This is a genomic window from Arthrobacter sp. SE2, assembly GCF_058244265.1.
In genome coordinates, this window is sequence record NZ_JBZAYA010000006.1 from 260,069 (window position 1) to 277,738 (window position 17,670).

The following is a 17,670-nucleotide window of genomic DNA, read 5'->3' on the forward strand; positions in this document are numbered from 1 at the left end:
TGCCGGAGCGTTCCGCCACCGCGTTAAGGTTCCGTTAAGAACTTTCACAAATTTGCTGACGGAACTCGACGTCAAAGGCCTGAGGGTCGCTCCGCCGTCGCTCGAGGAACTGTTCCTGCGGCACTATGGCGATGAGCTCAATCCGGCTGAAGCGTCGCTGGCGGTGCGCCGCTCGCGCAAGGCCCGACGTCGGGAAGCCGCCAAGGAGGCGAGCGTGCGATGAGAACTTTGGTCACTTTGCTCCTTCAGCGACGACGGCGCGACCGCCTGCAGCTGCTGATCTGGATTGTCGGCATCGCACTCCTGGCCCTCTTCTCCGTCTCCGCGGTTGAAAAGACGTACGGCGACCCCGCGGGACGCGAGAACATCCTGCAGCTCGCCGTCGCCAACCCGAGCATTCTGGTGCTTCGGGGAACACCCGAAGGAGGCGGACTTGATCAATTCGTCTTCTTCGAAATCTTCACGTTCATCGCCGTGCTCGCCGGCCTCATGAACACCTTCCTGTCGGTACGCCACTCGCCGGCCGAAGAGGAGGGCTGGGGCCAGCAAACCCTTGTGGGCGCCGCTTCAATCGTGCTGGTGCTTCTCAGCGGCGCTGCGGCGTCCGGGCTCAGCGCCGTGGCAGTGGGCGATGACTCAGCGCGCGTCGGCGACTCCTTCGCTGCGGCAGCCGCCCAGCTGCCGGCAGCATTGCTGTACCTCAGTGTGCTGGGGCTCGTGTTCGTCGCGCTGCCCGGGTGGACGGTTGGCCTGGGGTGGACGTTGTTGGGCCTCGGCACTGTATTCGGGCTGTTCGGCGGGCTCGTGGGCATGCCTGAATGGATTCGCGACATTTCACCGTTCACCCACTCCCCCGTGCCGATCGGCACCTCCACGGACTGGAGCGGAGGCCCATGGATGTTGTGCATCGCGGTGATGGTCGCGATTGTGGCGACTGCGGGCATGAAGCGGCGAGAACTGAACACGGCTTAGCGCCGAGGAACGGCCGGACCGGCAGGCCGAGAAAGGAAAGCAACGAATGGCCAGAGACGAACGAGCACTTCGCGAGGCGGCCGAACAATCGGCCGCCATCCTTACTGCAGCGGCATGCCCAAAATGCCTGCGCGCGTTCTCATGGCGCTGACTGTCGCGGAAGACGGGGGCCTGACGGCACTCGAACTAGGTGAGGTGCTCGGTGTCAGCGCGGCAGCAATCTCCGGTGCGGTGCGCTATCTGCAATCCATAGCAATCGTGAGGAGGGTGGCCCAGCCCGGCAGTCGCCGGGACCGTTACGAGGTTCCGCCCAATTCCTGGTTGGCAGCCTTCGCCCATGAACGTCCGGTCTACCGCGCGCTCGCAGACCTCGCCGACGCCGCATGCAAAGCAATTGGTGAGCGCACCTCCACGGCCGCCGGCCGGCTGGAGGAAATGGCGAGCTTCTACAGATTCCTGCATGCCCGGCTCCCCGAACTCATGACCGAATGGGAGAAACGCCGCGATGATCAGAAGGGATGACGCAAGGGCGTGCGGGCTTGGCTCGGAGCGGAGCCTTCAAAGCCGGCACTGAATAGCTGGCCGAGTTCCCGCCTAGAGCGGAGGCCGAGCTTGGCCAGGACATTCCGGATATGGAAGTTCACCGTGGCGGGCGAAACAAATAGCTGGGCGGCGATTTGCTTGTTGGTCATGCCTCGTTCGGCATAGAAGGCGATTTCCCGTTCCCGTCCAGTAAGGGACTCGAATGCCTGTAGGTACGGATTGGCGGGCCTGTCGCTCAGCCCGTCGAGCAACTTCATCGCACGGCTGAGGTACGGCGCGGCGCCGAGTACAAGGAAGATCCTTACGGCACCCCTCAGGGCGGTCGCACCGGCTTTCGTGGTTCCCATCGAGATGAGCAGCCGGCCAAGGTCGAGGTGGGCAATGCCCTGCGACAAAGGGAAGCGCGATTCCTTCGCCGCGAGCCGGTAGAACTTGGCCGCCCGGCTGGATAGTCCATACGCTTCGCTGACCCTGCCTTCCAACCAGTCCAGCGAGCCATACACCGGCCACCATCCGCTACCATTCATATCCTTGCAGGCCTGCAACAGCCTGTCCGCTTCCTCCGCACGACCCAGTCCAGCCAAGGCGTCAATCCTGTAACTGTGTGTCGATGGCGTGGCTAATGTGATCGCCTCTGATGCGTCCAGCTGTTGTTGCCATTCGGCCAAGGAACGGGCTCGTTCGAGCTTTGCAAGGCCGCTGAGTTCGACTCCGAAAGTGTCATATTCGCTGATTCGGACTTCTTCCGCGCGGCGCAACGCAGCTTCGTATGATTCCGAACGGCCCTGTACTGCCTCGAGGACCGCGGACATCGAGAAAACGAGGGGGCGGGAGGAAACATCGCTGACATCCAGGGAAAGCAATTGCGCCGTGCGGACCACCGTCAGCATTTCCTGCACCCTTCCCAGCAGGAAATAGCAGTATGCGAGCACAACCCTGGTGTGCCCGATTGCCAGGCCCGCCCCGGTCGAAGCCGAGACTTCCATGGCCCTCTCCAGATCGACCGTGGCTTGTTCGATGCCGCCAGTCACGCTCAGGAAGCCGGCTCTGCAGGTCAATGCGTCGGCCAAGGCAGGACTGTCGTTCGCACCAGCGATCCGTGCACTGAGCGACGCGAAAGCCTTCGAGATCCGGTTTGGATCCTGGGTGCCGCTTGCACCGATGAGGTTGAATCCATCGAATTGCAGGCCCAGGTCCGTTCCTGAGGGCAGGTGCCGAAGCCTAGGGTCGTGGACCGCCCCTTTGGACTGGCTCAGCTGCTCCAGGTATCGGTGCGCTTGGGCGACAGCGACGGCGGTGGAGGACTTATCGTCGGAGACCATGCGTGAGACGACTATTGCCAACGAAATGTGGGCCCGCAGCAGGGCCTCGTCAGGGTGGTTCAGTTCTTTCGCGATTAGCTCTTCGGCAAATTGGCCGACCCGGTCCAGATCCGGCCTCATTTGAAGCAACTGCAACAGCGCGAAGTCCCGCACTGCGCCGGGACGCATGGATTGCACCTGAGGCAGAAGGTCCATCACTTCGGCAATGCAATGGTGGACGGACGCAAGGACGCAGGCTTCGATGATGCAGTCGTCCCGGCGGCTTCCGTGGAACCTGTCCATCGCCGAGCGTAGGTATTGCAACGCGAGTTCCGGCTGGCCATCGGCCAAAGCGTGATCGACGCCGGAGGTCACATCCGTATAGAGTGCGACCGTCCCGGGTTCCTGCACCAGCAATCGATGTTGCATAGCAAGTCTCGGATCATCGACTTCGCCTGCAATTGCGCGATGGATGGAAGACAATCGGTGGCTCTTGAGATTGTCCCGCACCCCGACAGCGAGCAGATCATGAAACGGGCGCAATTGCACTGTCTGCCCGATCCGTGTGCCCCGGACCAGCCCGCTCGCCAGTGCTGCCGCGACGTCCGTTGGTTCATTCAAAGCATCGCCAATCCGCCGCACGCGCTCTTGTTCAATCGGGTCGCGACTGACACACACGAACTCGACAACGGATCGGGCAGGTCCAAGCTCCAATGCGTCGAGCATGCCGGCAAAGGGATTGTTTCCGGGGGCGATATACGGAACCGCGTCGGGCCAGGGGTTCTGGGCAGAATATTCGGGCCCGGCGGCATGCTCCATTGCGGCGTTGATCAACAAGGGAGTACCTCCAGTGCTCCCTCGAAGCCGTTCCGCAGTGCGCGCCGACATCGTTCGGTCCCAGACCCGCGCCACGTAGTCCTGGACCTGTTCAGGACTCAGCGGTTCCAGTGTGACCCGTTTGATAAAGCCCCAGGACAGGTCATCACTCACCATCCGATCGATGGCGGCGGTACCCGCTCCTGAAACACCTGCCAAGACGACTGTGATCCTGTCGTCTGCGAGTCTCTGCAGCACGAACCGCAGGGCCTTGGCGGAGCGTTCATCAATCCACTGGGCGTTGTCTATGACAATGCAACGAATGTTCTTCGGCCGGGAAGCCAGCGCAGACAATAGTTGGCGGGCGGCAATGACAGGATCCGAGAGGGGTTCGAGCTGGCGTTGGCCTGAGGCCACGAGGAGCTTGTCAACAAAGGAGAGCGGAAGGCTACTTTCAAAGGTGTCCGCACTGCACGCCACCACGTTTGCCCGCCTCAGAGCATCCATGAACTGCAAGCACCACGTCGTTTTTCCTATCCCCTGAATCCCAGTGAGCACAACAATCCCGCCACCGTACTGGCGTGTGCGTCTCAGTACAGCGGCGGGAGTGTCATCGTCTGATAGAGCGGGATGTACGACCGTGCGTGACGTCATGCCGCCATATTATTGGCAGATCAGCCTTTTCTTCCCTGCGGCCCGCGGGGTCTGCCAATGTGTCGAGGTCGGCTCCAGAGCAGGAGGGACAAGCCCAGAACGAGCGCGGCAACGGCCCCGAGTCCCAATCCGGCGAAGACCGGACCGTTGGACCCGGTGTACGCCAGGTTGCCAAACGACGCCGTCGACGCCGCGGGCAGGACCACGGTGGACGATGCCGTGCCCGGCGCTCCGGGTGATGCCGGAACCGTTGGCACGACCGGAGCCGTCACGGTAACTGAAGCCGGCGCTCCCGAAGCAGGCAGGAAATAGGTGTCGCCTGAGTAGTCCACTTTTATTTCGTGGTTCCCCGTGGACAGCGCCGGAAGGGTGACAGCGGCCGAGCCGGAGACCAGAGTCACCGCAGGCAGAGGGAGCTGGTTGTCAACTGTCAAAATGATGGTTCCCCCAGGCTGCACCGGGAGCGCGCTGCTCGCCGTGACGTTTACCCGTACGTCCACGGCCCGGCCTTCCAAGACGGAAATTGACGATGGAACAAGTAGGACGGTCGCTTGGGCCCGCGCGGCGTTCACTTGAACCGTCACCGGTTCTGCGGGCCTGAAGTTGGTGTCGCCGTCGTAGCTTAGTTGAACTGTGCGGTTGCCCTCAGCCCAGGGGATCTCGATTGTGAAGTCGCCTCGTGAATCCAGAAGCGCCGTTCCGAGGACGCTGCCGTCCAAACTCAACGTCACTTGCCCTGTCGGCACAGCAGGAGAAGAAGCACTCGACGCAGTCGCGACCTTCGCGATCGCCGCGGCCATGTCAGCAGACACCGTGCCCGTTATCGTAGCGGGCTTGCTCAGCAGCTCGGCGGAAACCGTCGTATTGACGATCCGCGTTGCGAGAGGCTGTACGAGTTGGGTCAGGGATGCCGTAGAGGACTGCAATTTGTAGGAATCGGTGTTGCGTGGCCGGTATGTGAAAGTGAGATCGTGGAAACCCGAGGGGAGGTCGATTGCTCTGATGTTGGCAGTTCCAGCGGCGTCGACAGTAGCTATTGCAAGCTCCGTGCCGCCTTTGTCGGTAACTGCAACCTCGCCGCTTGGAACCACCCCGCCAAGGTCGGAGTTGACGACTGTTGCGACGTAGCCGCCGGGAGTGCCGAAGATGGAAGGATTCGTCGTCGCGACGACGCTGGTCCTTGTTGCGTAGTCGGGGGTGTACCAGACGCTGACCCCACCGCTGCTTGCGTTGTATCCCCTGGCCACGTTGCTTGCAGCGGGGTCAACGTAGCTGCTGCCGCCACCGCCGCCGCCGCCTCCGGCGCCACCTACGCGGCTGCCAGAAGCGCCTGAACCACTCAGCCAACCGCCGCCGCCACCGCCTCCTCCGCCGCCGCTGGACGAATTTCCGGCTCCGCCGCCGCCGGTTCCCGCCGCGCCGACAGGCCCGATAGCGCCAGAGTGGGCCCCAGGTGCCCCGCCCGCACACCACCCGTCAGCTGACTGGCCATTTTGGTTGGCGGCGCCGCCAGCACCGCCATTGCAATTGACGAAAGCAGCTCCGTGGCCTGCGCCCCCGCCGCCACCCGCGGCGACAACGAGCGGAGTCCCTTGCCCGTTGACTACGGCACTCGCGCCGCCGCCCCCGCCACCGGCAGATCCAGCGAGGGAACCGGTGCCCCCTGAACCTCCGCGAATGAATCCCGATCCGCCGCCGCCTGGGTTATGCCGCGACCCTGTCCCCCCGCCAGGTGTTGAAGCGTAAATCTTGAGTGTCTCGCCGGGGGTCACTTGCAGCGTGGCACGAATGTCGGCCCCTGCTCCGCCAGGACCATCCTTGCTCACAACAAAGGCGGTGCCAGGAATATTGATGGGTCCGCCACCTCCGCCGGCGGAGCCCCATGCCCGGACATCGATGGAGCGCACGCCGGCCGGTACGATCCACGTGTCTCCATTGACGTTGGCGAAGTCTCGTTTGGTGGGAGTTGGATCCGGAGCGACAGATGGAGCTGTTGACGCAGCATTTGCAGGAGGAGCGCTGAGCCCGAGAGCGCCAACGGCACCCGCGAGCAGGAACATGGACATTTGCACAGCCAATGGCTTGCGTACTGAAAGAGGCCTCATGCCGGGAACACTAGGTACGGGAAGCTGGAAGTCCCGTCCGCGGGATCAAATACTATTCACAACGAATAGGTCACCCCAGCTCAGCTGTTTGCTGAAACCGCGGTCCCCAGGCCAAGCGCCGTAAGGATCGCGGCAGAGGTCCGTTCGAGTGCTTTCGTCACAGATGGCTTCTTCAGCCAGAGAACGGCTTTGGTTGCCACCAAAGACAGGACTCCGAGGTAGAGCATCGAAATTGCGAAGTCGATGACTCCGAGAATCATCGTCTGCCCAAAGGATGCTTCCCCGGGAGGAAGGAACTGGGGCACCACAGCGAGGAAGAACAGGCCGACTTTGGGGTTGAGCATGCACGAAACAAGTCCTGCGAAGAAACTCGAGCGCAGTTTGGGGCCGTTCTCCGGGGCATCCTGTTCGTGGCGGGTAGGCTGTCCGCGCCGGCTGTGGATAAAGGCGCTGATCCCGAGGTAAATCAGATACAGGCCACCAATGATTTTCACTACCCTGTAGGCCTCGGCCGACTGCTCCAGAAGGGCTGCCAATCCAATGCCGACAAGCCCTGCCCAAAAGATGCTGCCAAGCGAAGAACCGAGGCCGGCCGAGAGGCCGGCCTTGACGTTTGACAGGCTGTACCTCAGGACGAGGAACGAGTCCGGGCCCGGCGTGAGCGCCAAAATCAAGCACAATCCGACGAACGCCGCAAGTGAACTCAGAGTCATGTTTCCATTGAATCATTGCGCGGTATCTGCACTGGGTACCGCGGGCCTCACGGAAGCTTCCCAGACCCCCCGGCTACAATAGGGCCGTCCGTATTTCCCCCGGAGAGGTAGTTCCCCTTTTGGTCACTCGCCACGATGCACCCAGCCCGGAGTCGGGTCAGTCAACCCCTGTTGCCTACCCGGGCCAGGGAAAGCTGGCTGCCCGCAGCCGGCGGTTCAGCTTTCGCCGCTCGCCCCGCTGGTTCAAAATCACCAGCGCCGCAGTGGCTGTCTTGCTGATCGCAGTCATCGCGTTCGGAGGGTATTGGGTATGGCGCCTTCAGTCCAACATCTCATCATCCGCACTCGGCGCCGGCGGCGTCAGGACGGAAGGACCGGTGGACGACAGCAAGGACCGGCTTCAAATCCTCGTCCTGGGCACTGATACCAGGAGCGGGAAGAACGGGCAGTTCGGCACCACCGACCAATCCTCCGGCTACGGGCAATCGGACGTCATGATGTTGCTGGATATTTCCGCGGACAACAACCATGTCAACGTCATCAGTTTCCCCCGGGACTTGCTGGTCGATGTTCCGGCCTGCACTGACAACAAAACCGGCAAGCAATACCCCGAACGGCAAAATGCGATGATCAACAGCGCCATGGCCGAGGCTGGCATCGGCTGCGCTGTTGACACCGTCAACAAGCTCACGGGTTTGGAAGTTGACCACTTCATGATGGCCGACTTCAACGCAGTGACCGAACTATCGAAGGCCGTCGGCGGCGTCGACGTCTGCGTGAGCACTGCCGTCAACGACCCCGATTCCGGATTGCATTTGCCCAAGGGCACCTCACAGGTGGAAGGCGACCAGGCCCTGGCCTTCCTGCGCACCCGCCATGCATTTTCCGATGGCGGAGACCTCGGACGGATCAAGGCGCAGCAATCGTTCCTTGGTTCCCTCGTGCGGAAGCTCAAAGCTGACGGAACACTCGGAAACCCCCAGAAGATGCTCGGCATCGCCGATACCGTCACCAAGAACCTCACCGTCGACAACGGTCTCGCCTCGGTTCCGGCCCTGTTGACCATCGCGGGCAGGCTCAAGAACATTGACCCGGCGAAGGTCAACTTCATCACCGTGCCCAACGTCCCGGCGGCGTCCGACCCCAACCGGCTCGACCTCGACCAACCGGCGGCGAGCAACTTCTTTGCTGCCTTGACGAAGAGCCCCGACCTCAGCCAGCCCGCACCAAGCGCCGCGGCGTCCCCTGCTCCATCGACCGAAGCTCCGAAGGCCGGATACAACAAGGCGCTTCAACCGGTCACCGTCGCCAATGGAACGGGCGTGACCGGCAGAAGCCAGGAGATCGGATCGCTGCTCTCCGCCGGTGGATTCACGAAGCTGGCCAAGATCCAAGCCGATGCCAGGCCACAGACCATGGTCTACTACGGTGCCGGATTCGCCGACGTTGCTGCGGACGTCGCCGCAATGTTCGGGTTGCCGGCGACGAGCGTGCAGCAGGTCGCCAGCGTCCAGGGAGTCCAGCTCTACGCCGGGCAAGACTTCGCTTCCGGGGACAAGCCCACACTTCCGGCCCCTAAGCCCAACGATGTGGTTGCCCAGACCGCCCAGGATCAGACCTGCCAGACGACCAACCCGGTCGGATAGCCCCGGAAGACAGAGCGCCCTCCGTCCCGCATTGCGGGGCGGAGGGCGCTTTCTGTTTTCGCGTTATTGAGGCTGATCTCCCGAAACGTTGACCAGCCAAGCGATGCCGAACTTATCAGTGAGCATCCCGAAGATGTCCCCCCACGGTGCCTTCTCCATCGGCACGGTGACCGTTCCGCCGTCGACCAGTCCGTCCCAGTAGCCGCGAAGTTCCGCTTCGTCGTCGCCGCTAAGCGACACCGAGATGTTGTTTCCCGGGCTGTAATCCATGCTGTTGGGGGTGTCCGCGGCCATGAGCAGCAATCCGTTGTCTGTCTTGAGTGCCGAGTGCATGATCTTGTCGCTTTCGGCGGGGTCTTCGCTCGCGTGGAACTCCGCGAAAGTGCTTTGGGTCAGCTCGCCTCCGAAGACCGACTGGTAGAAGGCCATCGCCTCCTTGGCGTTGTCCCGAAAACTGATGTAGGGGTTGAGGTTCGTGGTCATTACATGGCTCCTCAGTGTTTGGGGGCAGCACGATCAGCTACCTTTTCGTCATGCTAACAGCGCCGGCCGGGACCATCTACAGCCGAATTCTTTCTTGCCCGACGGCGGCTGTCCGCTTCCTGGGGCCAGCTTCCTAACTGCCACTTGGCTCGCGGCCGACGAGGCCCACTGTGTTGCCCTCGCTGTCCTTGATGAAGGCCATCCACTCATCGGTCCCGGCCGGCCCAAGGCTCCCGTCGACGTGGCTGTAGACCAATTGTGGTTCCTGGACGATCTTTGCCCCGGAGGCGCGGAGTTCTCCAAGAGAGAGCCGGAGATCGGCTACTTCAAGGTAGATCAGCGACGACGGAGCGCCGCAATCCAGGAGAAGCCGGACGCCGTCGAGATCGAAGAAGAGCAGGCCGGGCGGATCGAATCTTCCAGTCGGCTCACTGCCCAGCAGCCGGGAGTAAAACGCGGATGCCCGGTCGAGGTCCACCGCCCGCTGGGCAACCTGGATCAACCTCATGTTGTACCTCCGGGGATCGGCGTCGCTTCAAGGGTCGTAGCCACATCTTCCGCGGTACTCAGTGCTGGTTCAAGGGGTGCTGGTTCAAGAGCCCGGTGGCACACGCAGGCCGTCCGGTTCGAGTTCGGCATCAGTGCGGGATAGTGTCGATTCCATGCCTGCTGCAAAATCCGCCCTGGTCCGCACTGCCCTCTTCGCCGGACTGGCCGACGCCATCCTCATTCTTGTTTTCGCCGCCATCGGCCGCGACGCACACCAGCGCGCTGACGTGCTGACCGGGGTCTTTGCCACGGCTTGGCCGTTTCTTGCCGGTGCCGTGATCGGCTGGCTCGTTGTGCGGGCCTGGAGGGCACCCTTCAAGACCTGGCCAGCCGGCGTCGGCATATGGATCGGAACCGTGGCCGGGGGCATGCTTTTGCGTGCGGCCACCGGACAGACCGTGGTGCTCGCGTTCATCATTGTCGCCTTGGTCAGTTTGGCGATCCTGCTGCTTGGCTACCGCGCCGTGATCGCCCTTGTGGTGCGGGTCCGTCGACGGAGCCGCCAGTCCTAAGCACCCGGCGATGGACTAGGCTTGCTACGTCCACTGCTGCACTTCGGAAAGGCCGCCCCCAGTGATCACCGCTTTTGTCCTGATCAAGACCGACGCTTCACGCATCCCGGAGACGGCCGAAGAGATCTCCGCCATCCAAGGGATCAGCGAGGTCTACTCCGTCACAGGGGAATGGGACCTTATTGCCGTGGCGCGTGTAGCGAAGCACGAGGAGTTGGCGGACGTCATCGCCGACAAACTCTCCAAGGTTCCCGCAGTGGTTCACACCACCACGCACATCGCCTTCCGCGCATACTCACAGCATGATCTGGACGCAGCGTTTTCGCTGGGCTTCGAGCAGTAACAGCCGGAATCCTGGCGCCGCGCCTAGCTTTGGCTGAGTCCGACCCATGTGTCAAGGACCCTTGAAGCCGCTCCGGAATCAATGGATTCCGCAGCCCGCAGCCAGGCCGACTTCATTCGTTCCAGGAACGACCCGTCGGCAGAAGTATCGAAGGCCACCAAGCCTGCGGCGGCGTTGAGCAATACGGCATCGCGGACCGGGCCCGGCTTCCCCTCAAGTACTTCGCGCACGACGGCGGCATTCGCCTTGGCGTCGCCCCCTCGGAGATCGGCGACGGTCGCCGCGGCGATCCCAAGATCGGCCGGCGAGAACCGCTGCCCGGCGACTTGCCCGTTCCTGATTTCCCACACCGTGGATGGTCCGGTGGTGGTGAGTTCATCGAGTCCGTCTTGCCCGCGGAACACCAATCCGCGGCTCCCCCGGCGCGCCAGGACCCCGGCGATCAAGGGAGCCATGGTGGCGTTGGCAACACCCACGGCTGAAGCCTGGACGTGGGCCGGGTTGGTCATTGGTCCCAGGAAGTTGAAGGCCGTGGGAATGCCAAGTTCCGCCCGGACAACACCGGTATGCCGGAAAGACGGGTGGAATACCTGGGCGAAACAGAATGTGATTCCCGCCTCTTCGGCGTTGCGGGCTACGCGTTCGATCGGCAAGTCGAGCCTCACGCCCAAGGCTTCCAGGACATCTGCGGAGCCCGACGACGACGATGCCGCCCTGTTTCCGTGCTTTACGACGCGTGCTCCCGCGCCGGCCGCGACGAGTGCAGCCATCGTCGAGATATTGACGGTGTTCAGCCGGTCGCCGCCGGTGCCTACGATGTCAAGCTTTTCGCCCGGAATGCTCACGGGCTTGGCGTTGGAGAGCATTGCCTCAACCAGTCCGGTGACTTCATCCACCGTTTCCCCTTTGGCGCGCAGGGCAACGAGGAAACCGGCAATCTGGGAAGGCGCGGCTTCTCCGGACATGATCGTGTTCATGGCCCATGCCGTGTTCTCGACCGAGAGGTCATGCCCGTTGATCAATGCGGAGATGAGTCCGGGCCACGAGTTGCTTGCCTGCTCTGCAGATGCCTGTGAAGTCACCACTTGATGCTAGCGATCCACCCTGCTCCGTGACCAATGCTAAGGAGGGCGGGAACTTTTCCGCGCGAATTCGCGTGTTTGTAGAAAAAGTCTCCCCAAATGGCGGTTCGCATTGGGAAGTCCGGACTTTTACAGACATAATGTCCTTGTGACATCTGCGACCCATGCCCCCAGTACCCCGGCGCACCCGACGCTGAATCGCCCCAATTTGGTTTCCGTTGGAACCGTTGTGTGGCTTTCCAGTGAGTTGATGTTCTTCGCCGGTCTCTTCGCCATGTACTTCACGCTGCGCTCCACGTCGGGCGCCTTGTGGGCGGAAGAAACCGGCAAGCTCAACTTCCCGTTTGCGCTTGTAAACACGATCGTCCTTGTGTCGAGTTCCTTCACTTGCCAGATGGGCGTCTTCGCTGCCGAGCGACTTGAGCCGCGCCGTCGAGGCGGTGTGCTGCAGTTCACCCGCTGGGGCATGAACGAATGGTTCATCCTGACGTTCATCATGGGCTCCTTCTTCGTTGCCGGGCAGACCACCGAATACGCGATGCTTGTGTCCGAGCACGTGACGCTTTCGGCCAATGCCTACGGCTCCGCGTTCTACATGACAACCGGCTTCCACGGCCTCCACGTCATCGGCGGCCTCATCGCCTTCCTGTTCATCATTGGCCGCGCATACGCCGCCAAGAAGTTCGGACACTTTGAAGCGACCTCGGCAATCGTCACCTCGTACTATTGGCACTTCGTGGATGTTGTGTGGATCGGCCTCTTCCTGGTCATCTACGTCCTGAAGTAGCCCGGCACCCACTCTTGTTCCACAAGAGGATGAATTTTAAAGAAGCGGCTCGCGGAGCCGACGCAGGATCGAATAAAGGAACCACCACGTGAAGGCACTCTCGCAGAAGCGACGTCATCCACTGGCAGCCATTGCGCTGCTGCTGATGGGACTCCTCGTCACTGGTGGGCTCTACGCCGTTGCCACAGCGGTCAACCAGGCGAAGGCAGACACCACTACCTTCAGCGCAAGCGACGCCCAGGAAGGCGGCAAGCTCTTCGCCGCCAACTGCGCCACCTGCCACGGCATGGGCGCCAGCGGATCCAAGGACGGCCCCTCGCTGGTCGGCGTAGGTGCTGCTGCAGTTGACTTTCAGGTTGGCACCGGCCGTATGCCCATGCAGATGAACGGACCCCAGGCCCAGGAAAAGCCGCGGCAGTTCAACGACCAGCAGACCCAGCAGCTGGCGGCCTACGTCGCTTCGCTCGGCGCTGGCCCGTCAATTCCCGACGCATCACTGCTCGACGAAAAGGGAGATGCCGCCAAGGGTGGCGAACTCTTCCGCGTGAACTGCGCGATGTGCCACAACGCTGCAGCCGCAGGCGGTGCCTTGACCCGTGGAAAGTTCGCACCGGCCCTGGCTGGCGTCTCCGGCCAGCACATCTATGAAGCCATGGCCACAGGTCCGCAGAACATGCCCGTCTTCAACGACGCCAACATCTCTCCTGAGGGCAAGCGCGACATCATCACCTTCCTGAAGAAGATCGAAACCAACGGCTCGCCGGGTGGAAACGACCTCGGAGGCCTCGGTCCCGTATCCGAAGGTCTCTTCGTCTGGGTTGCAGGCCTTGGCGTCATCATCGCCTTCACCATCTGGCTGACGTCCCGTACGTCCTAGGCCAGCGCACGACAAAAACTTCTGCTGTCCCCACAGCAGTTTTGAATTGAACATTAACCCGGTTACGGCCGGGACAACGAGAGAAGGATGAGGCGAATTATGGGCAACCATAGTGACGGCAGTCCGAACCACTCGGGCACCGTAGCTACGGCTGGTCAGAATGATGTGGAGAAGTTCCAGGATCCTGGGCTTCCTCCGCACCGTTTGCGCCTGGCTGACACGGACCCGAGAGCCGCTAAGCGAGCCGAGCGACAGGTGGCCATACTGTTTGGCATCTCCGTCATCGGCACGGTGATCTTCCTGGTGTCGTACTTTGCCATCGATCTTGGGCAAGACTCCACGATCGCAACGATCCGCACCCAAAACCTGTTGCTTGGCCTGGGCACCGCATTTGCGATGCTCGGCATCGGCACCGGCATCGTGCACTGGGCCAAGGCCCTCATGCCGGACCACGAGGTTTCGGAAGAGCGCCACGCCATCCGCACCGAGGAAGACCGGCAGGCGGCCGTGCGAATCGTCGAGGACATCGTCGAGGAAACCGGCATCAAGCGTCGCCCGCTGATCCGCAACACCCTTTTGGGTGCCGTGGCACTGGCGCCTCTTCCGGCTTTGGCAGTGTTTGGTGACCTTGGTCCCCGTCCCGACAACACGCTCGCACACACCATGTGGGCTCCCCAGGACGGCAAGCTCAAGCGCCTCACCCGAGACCCTGACGGAACTCCGATCAAGGCATCGGACGTGACCATCGGTTCTGCATTCCACGTGATCCCGGAAGGCCTCAACGAACTCCAGGAGGGCAAGCTCAACGCGAAGGCCAAAGCCGTCGTTTTGCTCATGCGCCTCAACCCGGATGACTTGACCATTTCCAAGGGCCGCGAGACCTGGAGCTACAACGGAATCGTTGCCTACTCCAAGATCTGCACCCACGTCGGTTGCCCTGTTGCTCTTTATGAGCAGCAAACGCACCACCTGCTGTGCCCGTGCCACCAGTCAACCTTCGACCTCACCAAGGAATGCAAGGTTATCTTCGGCCCCGCCAGCCGTCCGCTCCCCCAGCTGCCCATCGCGGTGGACGCTGAGGGCTACCTCGTAGCAACGAGCGACTTCAAAGAACCTGTAGGACCGAGTTACTGGGAGCGTGACGAGCATGAGCGCCTCATCAACAGCTGAAGTCCCCTTCGTACCCAAGACCAAGGTTGGCCGGATCACGGACTTCGTTGACGAGCGCGTCGGCGGATCCGGAATCCTTCGTGAATTCGGCCGGAAGGTCTTCCCCGACCACTGGTCGTTCATGTTCGGTGAGGTGGCGCTGTATTCCTTCGTCATTCTCCTGATGTCCGGTACCTTCCTGACGTTCTTCTTCGACCCGTCCATGGCTGAGACCCACTACTCGGGTTCCTACACCCCGCTGACCAACGTCGAAATGTCCGTCGCGTACAACTCGTCGCTGAACATTTCGTTCGACATTCGCGGCGGCTTGTTCTTCCGCCAGGTCCACCACTGGGCGGCCTTGCTGTTCGTGGCGTCGCTCGGTGTTCACATGCTTCGCGTTTTCTTCACGGGCGCTTTCCGCAAGCCGCGTGAAATGAACTGGGTAGTGGGCGGCGTCCTGCTCATCCTGGCCATGGCTGAAGGCTTCACGGGATATTCCCTTCCCGATGACCTGCTCTCCGGCAACGGCCTGCGAATCATCGACGGCGTTATCAAGTCGATCCCGGTGATCGGCACGTACATCTCGTTCTTCCTCTTTGGAGGGGAGTTCCCGGGTACAGCCATCATCGGCCGCCTGTACGTGCTGCACATCCTGCTCGTGCCGGCCATGATTCTGCTCATGATCGTCATCCACCTCTTCATGGTGGTTGTGCACAAGCACACGCAGTACCCCGGCCCGGGCCGCAACGACGGCAACGTCGTCGGTTACCCCCTGGGACCGGTCTACGCCGCAAAGGCCGGCGGCTTCTTCTTCATCGTGTTCGGTGTCGTCGCGCTCATGGCTGCGATGTTCACGATCAACCCGATCTGGAACTACGGGCCGTACGACCCCTCCCCCGTGTCGGCGGGTACCCAGCCCGACTGGTACATCGGCTTCGTCGATGGCGCCCTGCGACTCATGCCTGGCGTTGTCAACGACTTCCACTTCGAATACATCATCTTCGGCCACGTGCTGACGCTGAATGTGCTGCTGCCCGCATTGGTTCCCGCCGGCATCATTTTCACGGTGCTGTTCATGTACCCGTGGATCGAACGCTGGATCACCAAGGACAACCGTGAGCACCACGTTCTGGACCGTCCTCGCAACGCTCCTACCCGCACTGCCATCGGCGTCGCAGGGTTTACCTGGTACTGCGTCATGTGGGCCGCAGCCGGCTCGGACCTCATCGCAACGCACTTCCACGTTGCCCTGAACGACGTCACTTACTGGCTGCGCACGCTGTTCTTCATCGGCCCGATCATTGCGTTCATGGTGACGAAGCGTGTGGCGCTTGCGCTGCAGCGCAAGGACCGCGAGATTGCCCTGCACGGTCGTGAAACGGGTCGCATCGTGCGCTTGCCGCATGGTGAGTTCATCGAGGTTCACGCACCACTGGACGACTACAAGCACTACAAGCTTGTGGGCTTCGAATCGCCTTCCCCGTTGCCGGCCGAGCCGAACGAGCATGGCGTCGTCACGCCGAAGGAGAAGCGCCGCGCGGCGTTGTCCAAGTGGTTCTTCGAAGACCGTGTTGCTCCGGCAACGCCGGCAGAGCTTGAAGCTGCGCACGGACACGGCCACCATGAGGCCATCGAGTCCGGCGAAGAGGTCAAGAGCGTTAGCCACTAGTTCCAGCAGATAGCACAGATAAGGCCCCGTCCATGTGGACGGGGCCTTATCTCGTTCTCCGGGCTTTCACGCGGGCGGTTCTGGATGCTTTGAGCTAGTGGGTGCGATACCCCGTCGATTGGCTCCGGGTGGACCGGACGCCCGGGCGCTGCAACGGGACCCACAACTTGTACCGGTCCGCACGGTAGTACGACACGGAGTAGTCCACCATGGCGCGGGCGACGAAAGCGTGGCGCTGAATCTTGAGCAACGGAGTGCCGACGTCTACGTTCAATAGCCGCGCCGTTGATGGCGACGCTGCCGTTGCTTCGATCATGTCCTCTCCCCACTCCATCACCAGTCCGTACTTCTCACTCAGCACGTTGTACAGCGACGTGGGGGGCGCATCGTCCAAGAGACCTGGCACGCGATGGGCAGGGATGAAGTTCTCGTCCACGCTCATGGGCTCGTTGTCAGCGAGGAGGAGCCGTCTGAAGCGGACCAATGGCGTCCCCTCCTCCAGCTGGAGTTCCCTCGCAAGGAAGGCGCTGGCCGAGATCTGTTCAAAGCTCAGGACCTTGGCCGCCGGAACCATGCCGCGGCGTTGCATTTCTTCGCTGTACGACGTGAGCTTCACCTGGAGGTCCAGCTTCGGTTTGCGGACGAAAGTTCCCAATCCAACCACGCGCTCAATGACTTCCTCGCCGACGAGGGCATCAATGGCTTGACGCACCGTCATCCTGGCAAGTCCGAATCGTTCGGAGAGGTCGCGCTCCGAAGGCAATGCCGCGCCGGGCTTGCAGGACTCGGAGATGTAGCTGCGCAGGATCTCGCGCAGTTGAACGTAGATGGGAGTGCCGCTCTTGCGGTCGATCTCCCCCGCGATACGTGCTGCATCAGCGGGCACGACGGTCTCCGGCCACGAAATCTCTCATGAAATAAGCGTAGGCCAATCCACGGGCAGGTCTAGACCAGCTGATCTCCGCGAACGGCGCCGTCGTGTTGCGGCGCTACGCTTGTATGGATCAAAATCGCAGTCGGCATCTGGCCGTCCGAATCAAAGGAGCCGGTTTGCCCGAGCACAAAGCCATCGTCGCCGCAGAGATCGGTCTCCATGCACGGGCTGCTGCCATGTTCGTGCGGGCTGTGACGGCCACGGGCCTTCCGGTGACGATTCGTAAGCCCGGCCAGCAAGCGGTGGATGCCCGGTCTTTGCTCGAAGTCATGACCGAAGATTTCGGCCACGGGTGCGAGGTGGTGCTGTCGGTCTCCGGAGAAGCGCTGCAAGCCGGCCGCACGCTTGATGAGGTCAACGATGCCTTGGCTGCGCTTTCGGCCGTCCTGGAGGCCGTAGAAGGGCAGTGAGCCGGCAATCGTGCCGAGCGCGCGCCTCGGGTGAAATCCGGATACAACGACGGCGGGCCCCACCAATTGGCGGTTTCTAGGGGTCGTTGCAACACCTGTTGGCTAAGTAGTCAAGATTAGAT

General features: G+C 62.0%; 18 protein-coding genes. 11 read left to right on the plus strand and 7 right to left on the minus strand.

Features of this window, described 5'->3' with window-relative positions:
* Nucleotides 1-52 precede the first annotated feature (52 nt).
* From AC4CS3_RS11195 to AC4CS3_RS11205, 3 genes are all read left to right on the plus strand, one after another.
* On the plus strand, nucleotides 53-223 hold the full coding sequence (locus AC4CS3_RS11195) for a hypothetical protein (protein WP_490783531.1): 171 nt from the start codon (nucleotides 53-55) through the stop codon (nucleotides 221-223).
* Nucleotides 220-972: an efflux permease Rv1217c-related protein gene (locus AC4CS3_RS11200; protein ID WP_490783532.1), complete on the plus strand. Its 753-nt coding sequence runs from the start codon at nucleotides 220-222 to the stop codon at nucleotides 970-972. Before AC4CS3_RS11195 ends, AC4CS3_RS11200 begins: the two co-directional genes overlap by 4 nt.
* A 114-nt stretch (nucleotides 973-1,086) precedes the next feature.
* Nucleotides 1,087-1,494 carry a GbsR/MarR family transcriptional regulator gene (locus AC4CS3_RS11205; protein ID WP_490783533.1) on the plus strand — a complete coding sequence of 136 codons (408 nt, stop codon included), beginning with the start codon at nucleotides 1,087-1,089 and terminating at the stop codon, nucleotides 1,492-1,494.
* Here the strand turns inward: AC4CS3_RS11205 and AC4CS3_RS11210 are convergent.
* From AC4CS3_RS11210 to AC4CS3_RS11220, 3 genes are all read right to left on the minus strand, one after another.
* Nucleotides 1,482-4,286: a LuxR C-terminal-related transcriptional regulator gene (locus tag AC4CS3_RS11210; RefSeq protein ID WP_490783534.1), complete on the minus strand. Its 2,805-nt coding sequence runs from the start codon at nucleotides 4,284-4,286 to the stop codon at nucleotides 1,482-1,484. The two genes, AC4CS3_RS11205 and AC4CS3_RS11210, sit on opposite strands and share 13 nt — an antisense overlap.
* A gap of 20 nt (nucleotides 4,287-4,306) precedes the next feature.
* On the minus strand, nucleotides 4,307-6,352 hold the full coding sequence (locus AC4CS3_RS11215; RefSeq protein ID WP_490783535.1) for an Ig-like domain-containing protein: 2,046 nt from the start codon (nucleotides 6,350-6,352) through the stop codon (nucleotides 4,307-4,309).
* Nucleotides 6,353-6,471: 119 nt separating this feature from the next.
* A complete protein-coding gene (locus AC4CS3_RS11220) occupies nucleotides 6,472-7,104 on the minus strand; it encodes a LysE family translocator (RefSeq protein WP_441414359.1) in 633 nt (210 codons plus the stop codon).
* 119 nt (nucleotides 7,105-7,223) lie between these two features.
* Here AC4CS3_RS11220 and AC4CS3_RS11225 point away from each other — a divergent pair, with 119 nt between their 5' ends.
* Nucleotides 7,224-8,750, plus strand: a complete 1,527-nt coding sequence (locus tag AC4CS3_RS11225) for an LCP family protein (RefSeq protein WP_490783536.1) — start codon at nucleotides 7,224-7,226, stop codon at nucleotides 8,748-8,750.
* A gap of 63 nt (nucleotides 8,751-8,813) precedes the next feature.
* Here the strand turns inward: AC4CS3_RS11225 and AC4CS3_RS11230 are convergent, their stop codons facing one another.
* Nucleotides 8,814-9,233: a VOC family protein gene (locus AC4CS3_RS11230; RefSeq protein WP_441414357.1), complete on the minus strand. Its 420-nt coding sequence runs from the start codon at nucleotides 9,231-9,233 to the stop codon at nucleotides 8,814-8,816.
* Between the two features lie 133 nt (nucleotides 9,234-9,366).
* A complete protein-coding gene (locus tag AC4CS3_RS11235) occupies nucleotides 9,367-9,741 on the minus strand; it encodes a VOC family protein (protein WP_490783537.1) in 375 nt (124 codons plus the stop codon).
* Between the two features lie 154 nt (nucleotides 9,742-9,895).
* On the opposite strand from AC4CS3_RS11235, the gene AC4CS3_RS11240 reads away from it, so the two are divergent.
* Together AC4CS3_RS11240 and AC4CS3_RS11245 are read left to right on the plus strand one after the other, a co-directional pair.
* Entirely contained in the window at nucleotides 9,896-10,294 is a 399-nt protein-coding gene (locus AC4CS3_RS11240; RefSeq protein WP_490783538.1) for a DUF3054 domain-containing protein, read from the plus strand.
* Between the two features lie 61 nt (nucleotides 10,295-10,355).
* The gene (locus tag AC4CS3_RS11245) at nucleotides 10,356-10,637 is read left to right on the plus strand and encodes an Lrp/AsnC family transcriptional regulator (RefSeq protein ID WP_078108932.1); all 282 of its coding nucleotides are present in this window, start codon (nucleotides 10,356-10,358) and stop codon (nucleotides 10,635-10,637) included.
* Between the two features lie 23 nt (nucleotides 10,638-10,660).
* Here AC4CS3_RS11245 and trpD read toward each other — a convergent pair whose 3' ends face one another.
* Nucleotides 10,661-11,719, minus strand: a complete 1,059-nt coding sequence (gene trpD / locus AC4CS3_RS11250; protein WP_490783539.1) for an anthranilate phosphoribosyltransferase — start codon at nucleotides 11,717-11,719, stop codon at nucleotides 10,661-10,663.
* 148 nt (nucleotides 11,720-11,867) lie between these two features.
* On the opposite strand from trpD, the gene ctaE reads away from it, so the two are divergent.
* The 4 genes from ctaE to qcrB all read left to right on the plus strand — a co-directional run bounded on the left by ctaE (nucleotide 11,868) and on the right by qcrB (nucleotide 16,204).
* On the plus strand, nucleotides 11,868-12,506 hold the full coding sequence (gene ctaE / locus AC4CS3_RS11255; RefSeq protein ID WP_236810900.1) for an aa3-type cytochrome oxidase subunit III: 639 nt from the start codon (nucleotides 11,868-11,870) through the stop codon (nucleotides 12,504-12,506).
* A gap of 88 nt (nucleotides 12,507-12,594) precedes the next feature.
* A complete protein-coding gene (gene qcrC / locus AC4CS3_RS11260; RefSeq protein ID WP_490783540.1) occupies nucleotides 12,595-13,383 on the plus strand; it encodes a cytochrome bc1 complex diheme cytochrome c subunit in 789 nt (262 codons plus the stop codon).
* A 99-nt stretch (nucleotides 13,384-13,482) separates the two neighbouring features.
* Nucleotides 13,483-14,553, plus strand: a complete 1,071-nt coding sequence (qcrA, locus tag AC4CS3_RS11265; RefSeq protein ID WP_437770034.1) for a cytochrome bc1 complex Rieske iron-sulfur subunit — start codon at nucleotides 13,483-13,485, stop codon at nucleotides 14,551-14,553.
* Nucleotides 14,531-16,204, plus strand: coding sequence for a cytochrome bc1 complex cytochrome b subunit (gene qcrB, locus AC4CS3_RS11270; RefSeq protein ID WP_490783541.1), 1,674 nt, complete (start codon nucleotides 14,531-14,533; stop codon nucleotides 16,202-16,204). Before qcrA ends, qcrB begins: the two co-directional genes overlap by 23 nt.
* Before the next feature lie 94 nt (nucleotides 16,205-16,298).
* Here qcrB and AC4CS3_RS11275 read toward each other — a convergent pair whose 3' ends face one another.
* A complete protein-coding gene (locus tag AC4CS3_RS11275) occupies nucleotides 16,299-17,090 on the minus strand; it encodes a GntR family transcriptional regulator (RefSeq protein WP_490783542.1) in 792 nt (263 codons plus the stop codon).
* 164 nt (nucleotides 17,091-17,254) lie between these two features.
* Here AC4CS3_RS11275 and AC4CS3_RS11280 point away from each other — a divergent pair, with 164 nt between their 5' ends.
* On the plus strand, nucleotides 17,255-17,548 hold the full coding sequence (locus AC4CS3_RS11280) for an HPr family phosphocarrier protein (RefSeq protein WP_236810890.1): 294 nt from the start codon (nucleotides 17,255-17,257) through the stop codon (nucleotides 17,546-17,548).
* Nucleotides 17,549-17,670: the final 122 nt, after the last annotated feature.